The following is an 8,279-nucleotide window of genomic DNA, read 5'->3' as shown; positions in this document are numbered from 1 at the left end:
TCGCACCTGCTAAATTACACGACCTATGCTCGGTCGCTCCGGAAGCCTTAGTTGCACTTATGCAGATGAGAAAGTTTTATACTTTCTTATCTGCCAAAAAAAGGCTTCCCGCACTTCCTGCAGGAAACCCCATTCTATTTCACATATTGATTTAAAAACTCAATTACTTTTTCCATATAACGTTCTTCTTCTAACACAAATGCCTCACCATGACCTGCATGATCAAATATTATTATTTCTGCTTCGCTTTTCGTGTTTTCATATAGTTCCTCAGCCATAGAAGTTGGCACAAATGTGTCACTGTTTCCATGAATATATAAAATCGGAACTTCAGCTTCTTTCACTTGGTCTAAGGCAGAAGCTTCAGTCAATGAATATCCTGCTTGCACTTTTGTAACAGCGCTAGTGCTTGGCAATATCGGAAAAGTTGGTAGTTTGTACATGCGGTTCATCTGATAGGCAAACATGTCATTTACACTGGTATATGGGCTATCTGCAACAATAGCCTTAACATTTGCGGGTAATTTTTCACCGCTCGCCATTAAAACGGCTGCAGCTCCCATAGAAACACCATGCATAACAATTTCCGTATCAGGTCCAACCCTCTCATTAACTTGATCCAGCCAATCTACATAATCCAACCGATCATGCCAGCCAAATCCTATATAATCACCTTCACTTTGACCGTGCCCACGCGAGTCTGGCATAAAAATATTATAACCTAATTCTTCATAATAGTACTGACCATATAATCCCATCTGCCTTGCATTTCCTAGGTAGCCATGAGCTAACACTACTGTTTTGTTCGTTGGCTCCTTTGCTTTTAGAAAATATCCTTCTAGCTTCAAGTCATCGTATGAGTTCAGTTCCCACACTTCGAAATCCTGATTATCAACCCACTCACGCCAGCCACCTTCTGTAAAAACATTCATCGCTTCAGCAGATACTTCTAAATCCTGATTCCCCTGTAAAAAATCCTTCGGGCCACGGTTAATTGCTAGATTATAAAAATAAAAACTAGCAATAATATCTATAATTAACAGTACACTAATAATTCCGATCATTATTTTTAGCCATTTTTTCTTCTTTTTCACGTTCAAGTTCCCCCTTAGAAGACTATAATTCTATTATACAGAAAATTTAGAGGATATGAAGTGAATTTGGAATGGTACTTCTTTACAACTATTAAAGATACATTACAAACATGTAACAATAGCCATTCCCCAGTTTATGCTGTTACTCCGAGTGCTTCTTTTACTTCCTTAAGTTGTTCTGTATGGCGTAATTCATGATAGCCTACAAAAGAAATAGCTTGGGATAAGCTTATACGTCCAAATGCTGGATGCTTCAATCCTTTTTCTTTTAATTCCTGTTCATCTGCATTTCGTGCAATGTTTAACAAACCTTCGTGCGAAGCCGCTAATTTCCCCTTCAACTCCTCATCGATGCAAATTCTTCACTTGGCAGTAAAAATGCTGGAGCGTCCACCTTAGAACTACGATTAACTGTTAATTCTATTGGCTTCTCTTTGGCATTTACGACGTCACCTGTGTCCAATTGCTCCTGGATCATTTTCGTAAATGCATCCTCGATCAAATATAAATGTTCCAATACTTGCTTGATGGACCATTTTTCTGCTGCAGGTTTCTTATTTAATTTACGATCAGATATCCCTTCTACTTCCGCTAATAACTCATCACGTGCCTGTTTATTAATTTTCATATTAATCCCACCTTTTATCTATTCTATTAACAATTATAAATCCGTAGTTTAATCAGATTAGGAATATTTAGGATATACGTAATCATTTAATCTTCCTTTTTTTATAAATATAGGAAAATAGTACACTAAAGATTACTAGTTGACTTACAAGCAATATTCCGCCACCAGTCTTTTGCTCCTTAGCTGGTGAAAAGGGCAGCAAGGCCTCGAAATAATCAGGAGGAATTGTATCAAGTTCTGGAAGACATAACTCAAGTGCCGTAATGAAAAGATCAACATCAGTATATATGGAATAAAGACTTTCATTTATTAATAGTAAAATAAGGCTTAGTGGTATAAATAATAGACTAGTAATGACTACGTATCGCATTTTTTGATTCCTAGTTAATCGTTCTTTTGAAATAATTGGAATCCAAAGTAATAACGCTGCAACTAGTAGAGCCACTAAATAAATATAATTGGAAAAATAACCAACTCTTACTTGGTCGAAAACAGTTGGTATATGATATCCGTAAAATAATAAATGGAATAGGCTAATCGTAACAAGCGGATGTGTAATCACGTGTACTAGCTTTTTTACCATAGTGATAGACAAGAGATGGTGAACAACTTTCATTTTAAATCCTTTTATTAATAATGGAGGTGTAACTAACAATAGCAATACCAATTGAATGATATGTGAGCTAAACGTTATTCTCCCCAAAACATTTAAAGGACTTCCTAAGGTAATAAATAAAATAACAGTACCAGCTAAAAACATCATTGTTTTACGTATAGAATGATCCCTTTCATAGGGTAAAAGAGCAATATATATGACAGTTCCTAGCAATATAAAAAATAAAACTCCACCATTCCAAAGCATCAAAAAACTAAATTCATTTAATATGTTTTCAATCACGCTATGTCACCTTCTATTCATCAAAATCTTCCTCTCATAAAATTATAAATGATAAATGAAGGTGTTTAACGTGTAAGATGTCACAATATCATGAACAGTATTATCCTTGCATACGCTCCAAAAAGTGTTTTAATCCATGAACTGTCTGCACACAATCATCTAAATCAGACCATTCATCCGGGTTATGACTGATTCCGTCTTTACTTTGGGTGAAAATCATTGCTACTGGTAGTTTTGCACCTACAATCATAGCATCATGTCCAGCACCACTTGGTAATTTAAAGGGGCGGATACCTTTTTCTTGGAATGCATGTTCCAGCTTTTGTTGAACTTCCTCTTCAATTGGGATTGGAGTAACACGCATCTTTTCCTCGTGATTGATGGTAACATCATGCTTTTCTGAGATAACTCCACTTAATTTCAACACCCGATCAACTAAATCATCACGGGTTTCCTTGTGAATATCACGAATGTCTACATACAACGTCACTTTTCCAGGTATAACATTCACACCGTTTGGTTCTACGTTCAATTTCCCAACTGTTGCCACCGCCGAGTCACTTACTTGAGATGGCAGTTTATTTACTTCCATAATAAAATCACTTGCAGCAACCAATGCGTCTTTTCGATCATTCATTGGCGTATTGCCAGCATGCCCTGCATCTCCGCCAAACGTAAACTCCAACCAGCAAGGACCGGCAATTCCTGTTACAATTCCGCATGGTAAATTTTCCTTTTCTAATCGCTTACCTTGCTCAATATGTACTTCCACAAACATCTCAATATCATCTAAGTTCCGTGAAGCATTGGAATAGCCCTCGACGCTTAGCCCAACTTCATCTAATACTTCCGAAAAACTTTTTCCTGCTACATCCTTTAGTTTTACTTTTTCACTAAGGTCCCCTATCCCTAACAATCCTTCGCTTCCGTTAAAGCCACCATTAAAGCGTGCGCCCTCTTCATCTGAGAAAATAACTACTTCATATGGCTTTTCTGGTTGATATCCGGTTTGTTTCCATGCTTCTACAACTTCTAAGGCAGATAGTACACCTAGTGGTCCATCGAAATGTCCACCATTTGGCACACTGTCCACATGAGATCCACATATAATTGCAGGTAATTCATCATTCTTTCCTGCTAACCTTCCAAAAACATTTCCAGCACCATCTTCATGAACCTTTAATCCAGCGTCACGCATCCAGCTTGAGACTAATTCTTTAGCCTGTTTCTCTCCTTTTGAATATCCAGGTCGGTTGGACCCTTTCCCATCAGTCAATCCAATTTTGGAAAGTTCACCTAACCGAGTTGCCAGTCTCTCTCCAGAAATACCGTCATAGTCATGTTGTGTATCGTATTCTTGCATCAGCTTTTCTTGTAGAAAAAATTTCATTAGTAGAATCCTCCATCTCTATTTTTATAAACCATACCAAAGTTTTTTCGATTTTTAAACAACTATGCTTTTTATTCATTTTATATAGAGGGTTAGTTATGACCTAAAAAAAATCTCGGGTGCTTTTCGAATAATAATTTGCCAGTTTGATCCTGTTTCAATATGATACGCTTTGGCAAATGAGCCTTGGTTGATTGCCACCCCCAATTTATCTAATGAGTTTACATACAGAAGAGGTTCTCCCAAGTGGCTATCGGCAAATGATCGTCCAAACGTCATGATATTTTTATATACCTGTTGTGTGTTGTTTGAAATGGTAACTTCTAACGAATCACCATATGAGATTGATGCTTCCTGGAATAATTCACGACCAATATTAGTCCACAGGTTTCCAAATCTCACATCTAAAATGTCGATATTTCCTTCTATTATTCCTTCTTCAACCGTTGCTTCTGGTTTGGAGAGTTCCACAATTTCCTTCGCTTCCATTATAGGCCCCACCTCCTCATACGTAATTAAACCTGCAGCTAATCTTGCACCTGTATAAGCATAAATATCACGCCCATGAAATGTATATGATTCACCTGACTTTGGTAGACGGTTTACATTTTCATCAATGATTCTCGCTTCAGCAATTCCGATATTTTTCTTAATATGTGTTAATGTTCCATTGTCAGGGGTGATAATATATTGTCCATCAAGTGTTCTGACGACTACACTTAATCTAGATGTCCCGACTCCTGGGTCTACTACCGAAACAAATACCGTTTCCCGAGGCCAATAAGTAATTGTTTGGTACAGTCGATAAGATGCCTCCCATATATTGTATTGCGGTATATCATGGGTTAGATCAAATATTCTCAAGTTCCGATCCACCGAAACAGCCACGCCATACATTGCACTCACTGCACCATCGCTAACACCAAAGTCTGTTTGTAACACTACATTTCTACTCATGTAATTACCTCCCATTATCAATTATTATTAAAAACTTGTCTTATGCCAATCCCTAATGACGAAAGCCTAAGTTGCGTTTTCCAGAAATAAGAGTTTATGTTTCCTTTCTGGAAAAATGCCATTAAAAAACCACGCCATTACCGAATAAACGATAAGGACGTGGTTGAATGAACGTGGTACCACCTTAGTTTACTGCATGCTCACACATACAGCCTCTGCAAGTACATAAGTCAGATGACTTTTATACTGTGGTATGGATAACGAGTACCAAATCTCGTCGGAACCTACTAATATCAATTGATACGTTCAGCACGAAACTCAAAGGCCATTGTTCAGATTCGTATTTTTGCTTCTTTGCAGCTACCAAAGCTCTCTGTCGAAAAATAGCTAAACCTTACTTTTCCTCTTCAACGTTTTTATAGTGCATGATTTAAATTAATCTTATTCTACATAAAAAAGTTACATAATGCAAGATGAGTTTTTATAAAATTAGAAGTAATTAAAAAAAAGATATAATAGATCTATTATACATTTCATGATAGGGGTTGTACATATGAACCAGACCTATTTTCTTACCGGTTATCCTGGGTTTTTGGCAAGTAATCTTATCCAGCAACTTATTCACGATCATAAGAAACAGATGAAACACATTTATTTACTTGTTCTCCCACATCTTAAAGATCAAGCTACTAAAGATATCACCCATCTTGCTAAAAAAAGTAAAGTAAGTAAAAATTTATTTTCCATTGTTTCAGGTGACATTACAAAAGCTAACCTGGAGATTGACCGAGATATAAACCGAATCTTACAAGAATCAGTTACACATGTATTTCATCTGGCAACTATATATGACTTGGCTGTACTAAAGGACATTTCCTTTAATGTAAACATAAATGGCACCCAAAACGTTAACAATTGGGTGAAAACATTAGGAAATCTGGAACGATACATTTATTTCAGTACAGCATATGTATCTGGAGATCGAGAAGGTAAAATATATGAGAACGAGCTTGTAGAAGGACAATCATTTAAAAATCATTACGAACAAACAAAATACCATGCAGAGGTTCTTGTAGATGATCTGAAGCAAACTCTACCAACAACTATAATCCGGCCAGCAATAGTAAAAGGACACTCCGAAACTGGTAAGACTATAAAATTTGATGGAATTTATTTTTTTCTAAATTTATTAGATCACATAAGCTTCTTACCAGTTATTCCTTACATTGGTGAGGGAAATACGGAAGGGAATTTCGTACCATCCGATTATGTGCTAAAGGCAACCAGCTATTTGGCTACTTCAGCTGTTGGTGAAGGTGAAACCTACCATCTGACTGATCCAAACCCATATAAAATGAGAGAACTGCAAAAAATACTGACTCAAAATTACCTAGGAAGAACACCAAAAGGCAACATTCCACTTTCAGTTCTGAGAATTTCTTTGTCAGCAGCACCAATACGTAAATGGCTTCAAGTGGAAAAAGAAGCAACGAACTATTATATCATTAACTCATCCTACGATTGTACGCAGGCAGTAGCAGACCTAAATGAAGCAGGAATCATTTGTCCTGACTTACAAGATACCGTTAAACCAATGATTGATTTTTATCGAAAATATAAACATGATAGAAGTAAACATATCACTATTTCATAATATATAGGAAATTTTTTATGAATAAATTGGACTAACTTTTTTGAAATAAACCTTGTTCTTCTATGCACATAGTACCATTTACAGAAAATTACAACCATTACAAATTCTTTTGTAGTATAATGTGGAGGACAGGTTACGCAGGGTGGCTTCACTAAAAGCGTATAAGAGTAACTTCTTTTACTTGGCGACTAAAATTCCCCTCACGAAAGGGGTTGAAGTAAGTGATATCAATTGACAGTACGCTCGAGTTGATGATGATGTTCGCTACACTCGTTTTGTTAATTGTCAACAGCCAAGAGAAAAAGTAACCATCCTGCCGGTAAAAGTGATCTAAGGATAATTACTTTTCTTGATCATTGTACGAAGTCGCCGCTCCTTGCGGGTAACTGTCCGAGTCGCAAGTTGCCGCTTGCGGCTCGAATACTGAGCAATACCTGAATAATTCAATTATTATATTTCTTACATTAAGTGTATCATTTTCCACACATTAAGTCGCCACTTACTGTAAAAATGACATACAACCTACATATATTCTAAAATGATTTTCCATTCCTCCACTTTCCCTGCGAATGTTTTGTTATAACGACCAGGTATTGGACTTGTCGATGGTAACTTCACTACATTAACATCATGCAGTTCATTTAAAGAAAAATACTTTTTGAAAACCTGATATGATTTCGTTCCATTACAGACAATTAGTTTGATGGTAGGAAAACGTTGTAGTAATCCTTCGATATTATTTGGTTCCGCGTCTACAATATTGGAATCCAGACTTCCTTCACGAGAACACGTACCAATTGCATCCCATAACGCAATGCCACGACGTTTTACAAATGTTATTTTGTCTTCGTAATCCTCTAACTTTTCCTGACTATAAAGCGTAAATAGAATATCCCAAAAATGATTTCGCGGGTTCCCATAATACTCTTGTTTTTCTAAAGAAAGTCCTCCAGGCATGGAACCAAGTATAAGAACTTTAGGATTTGATGGAATAATTGGCGCAAACGAATTTACTTTTTCAGCCACGTATTAAACTCCTTTATACAGTTCTATTCCCTATTTAAAATAGCTTAATCATTCCACACATGCAACATAATGAAAACTAGACAGCCCTCATAAATTGGCGATAAAACAAGCACATAAGACCTTTTTGATTTTATACAATGATTCATCCTATGTAAAATCCAGCGATGTTATGCTAGGAAAATATCCATTTTATAAGGTAGGCCTATCCATTCTAAAATGTCGTAAACAATAAATAACCAGCAATCATAAATAAAAAAATGAGACCATTAATACATATCCCAACAATACTACAAACTCTACCTGCTACTGCTAAACCTCTTCCTTGTTGGTTAGAACTCGCTATTTCTTTAATGCTAATAGATGCCAGAATCAGACCAATAATTCCAAGAATTAAACCGGCGTATGGGGAGACAATCGATAATATTCCCAATATAAGTGAAGCAATAGCCTTACCATTTGTTTCTTCCATTTTGCTTCTCCCTTCTAAACTGTAAATTAGAGCAACCTAGTATGGAGGGGTGTCTCCTTTGTTCCCATGTGCAGTTAAAGTCCCACGTTCTACTTGGTTAGAAAACTTGGCTTATCGCCAAGCCTTAATGGGTCAAGTAGGAGGGGACCTTTCCTCAAGGATT

9 protein-coding genes and 1 other annotated feature are annotated in these 8,279 nt (G+C 36.6%); of the genes, 1 reads left to right on the top strand and 8 read right to left on the bottom strand.

What is annotated here, in order from left to right; translation table 11 throughout:
- Window positions 1-134 precede the first annotated feature (134 nt).
- The 6 genes from ACFQ3N_RS18525 to ACFQ3N_RS18500 all read right to left on the bottom strand — a co-directional run bounded on the left by ACFQ3N_RS18525 (window position 135) and on the right by ACFQ3N_RS18500 (window position 4,967).
- The gene (locus ACFQ3N_RS18525; RefSeq protein ID WP_390364402.1) at window positions 135-1,094 is read right to left on the bottom strand and encodes an alpha/beta hydrolase; all 960 of its coding nucleotides are present in this window, start codon (window positions 1,092-1,094) and stop codon (window positions 135-137) included.
- A gap of 134 nt (window positions 1,095-1,228) precedes the next feature.
- The gene (locus ACFQ3N_RS18520; RefSeq protein ID WP_390364400.1) at window positions 1,229-1,402 is read right to left on the bottom strand and encodes a hypothetical protein; all 174 of its coding nucleotides are present in this window, start codon (window positions 1,400-1,402) and stop codon (window positions 1,229-1,231) included.
- Between the two features lie 29 nt (window positions 1,403-1,431).
- Window positions 1,432-1,722: a DinB family protein gene (locus ACFQ3N_RS18515; RefSeq protein ID WP_390364398.1), complete on the bottom strand. Its 291-nt coding sequence runs from the start codon at window positions 1,720-1,722 to the stop codon at window positions 1,432-1,434.
- An 82-nt stretch (window positions 1,723-1,804) separates the two neighbouring features.
- The gene (locus tag ACFQ3N_RS18510) at window positions 1,805-2,620 is read right to left on the bottom strand and encodes a cytochrome c oxidase assembly protein (protein WP_390364396.1); all 816 of its coding nucleotides are present in this window, start codon (window positions 2,618-2,620) and stop codon (window positions 1,805-1,807) included.
- 100 nt (window positions 2,621-2,720) lie between these two features.
- Window positions 2,721-4,010 carry a M20 family metallo-hydrolase gene (locus ACFQ3N_RS18505; RefSeq protein WP_390364394.1) on the bottom strand — a complete coding sequence of 430 codons (1,290 nt, stop codon included), beginning with the start codon at window positions 4,008-4,010 and terminating at the stop codon, window positions 2,721-2,723.
- Window positions 4,011-4,106: 96 nt separating this feature from the next.
- On the bottom strand, window positions 4,107-4,967 hold the full coding sequence (locus ACFQ3N_RS18500) for an SAM hydrolase/SAM-dependent halogenase family protein (RefSeq protein ID WP_390364392.1): 861 nt from the start codon (window positions 4,965-4,967) through the stop codon (window positions 4,107-4,109).
- Window positions 4,968-5,117: 150 nt separating this feature from the next.
- Window positions 5,118-5,387, bottom strand: a binding site (T-box leader).
- 133 nt (window positions 5,388-5,520) lie between these two features.
- On the opposite strand from ACFQ3N_RS18500, the gene ACFQ3N_RS18495 reads away from it, so the two are divergent.
- Window positions 5,521-6,621 carry an SDR family oxidoreductase gene (locus tag ACFQ3N_RS18495; RefSeq protein ID WP_390364390.1) on the top strand — a complete coding sequence of 367 codons (1,101 nt, stop codon included), beginning with the start codon at window positions 5,521-5,523 and terminating at the stop codon, window positions 6,619-6,621.
- 522 nt (window positions 6,622-7,143) lie between these two features.
- Here the strand turns inward: ACFQ3N_RS18495 and ACFQ3N_RS18490 are convergent.
- Together ACFQ3N_RS18490 and ACFQ3N_RS18485 are read right to left on the bottom strand one after the other, a co-directional pair.
- Window positions 7,144-7,647 carry a DNA-deoxyinosine glycosylase gene (locus ACFQ3N_RS18490; RefSeq protein ID WP_390364388.1) on the bottom strand — a complete coding sequence of 168 codons (504 nt, stop codon included), beginning with the start codon at window positions 7,645-7,647 and terminating at the stop codon, window positions 7,144-7,146.
- 211 nt (window positions 7,648-7,858) lie between these two features.
- Entirely contained in the window at window positions 7,859-8,116 is a 258-nt protein-coding gene (locus tag ACFQ3N_RS18485; RefSeq protein ID WP_390364386.1) for a DUF4190 domain-containing protein, read from the bottom strand.
- Between the last annotated feature and the right edge of the window lie 163 nt (window positions 8,117-8,279).

The organism is Virgibacillus byunsanensis, from assembly GCF_042675965.1.
GTDB lineage: Bacteria > Bacillota > Bacilli > Bacillales > Amphibacillaceae > Virgibacillus_R > Virgibacillus_R byunsanensis.
The sequence above is the reverse complement of the archived record's forward strand: the minus strand, read 5'-3'. Positions and strand labels throughout refer to the sequence as shown.

Excerpts from the sequence above, each read along its gene's own strand:
- ACFQ3N_RS18515 (WP_390364398.1), bottom strand. The coding sequence starts at position 1,722 with ATGAAAATTAATAAACAGGCACGTGATGAGTTATTAGCGGAAGTAGAA.
- ACFQ3N_RS18505 (WP_390364394.1), bottom strand. The coding sequence starts at position 4,010 with ATGAAATTTTTTCTACAAGAAAAGCTGATGCAAGAATACGATACACAA.
- ACFQ3N_RS18500 (WP_390364392.1), bottom strand. The coding sequence starts at position 4,967 with ATGAGTAGAAATGTAGTGTTACAAACAGACTTTGGTGTTAGCGATGGT.
- ACFQ3N_RS18495 (WP_390364390.1), top strand. The coding sequence starts at position 5,521 with ATGAACCAGACCTATTTTCTTACCGGTTATCCTGGGTTTTTGGCAAGT.
- ACFQ3N_RS18485 (WP_390364386.1), bottom strand. The coding sequence starts at position 8,116 with ATGGAAGAAACAAATGGTAAGGCTATTGCTTCACTTATATTGGGAATA.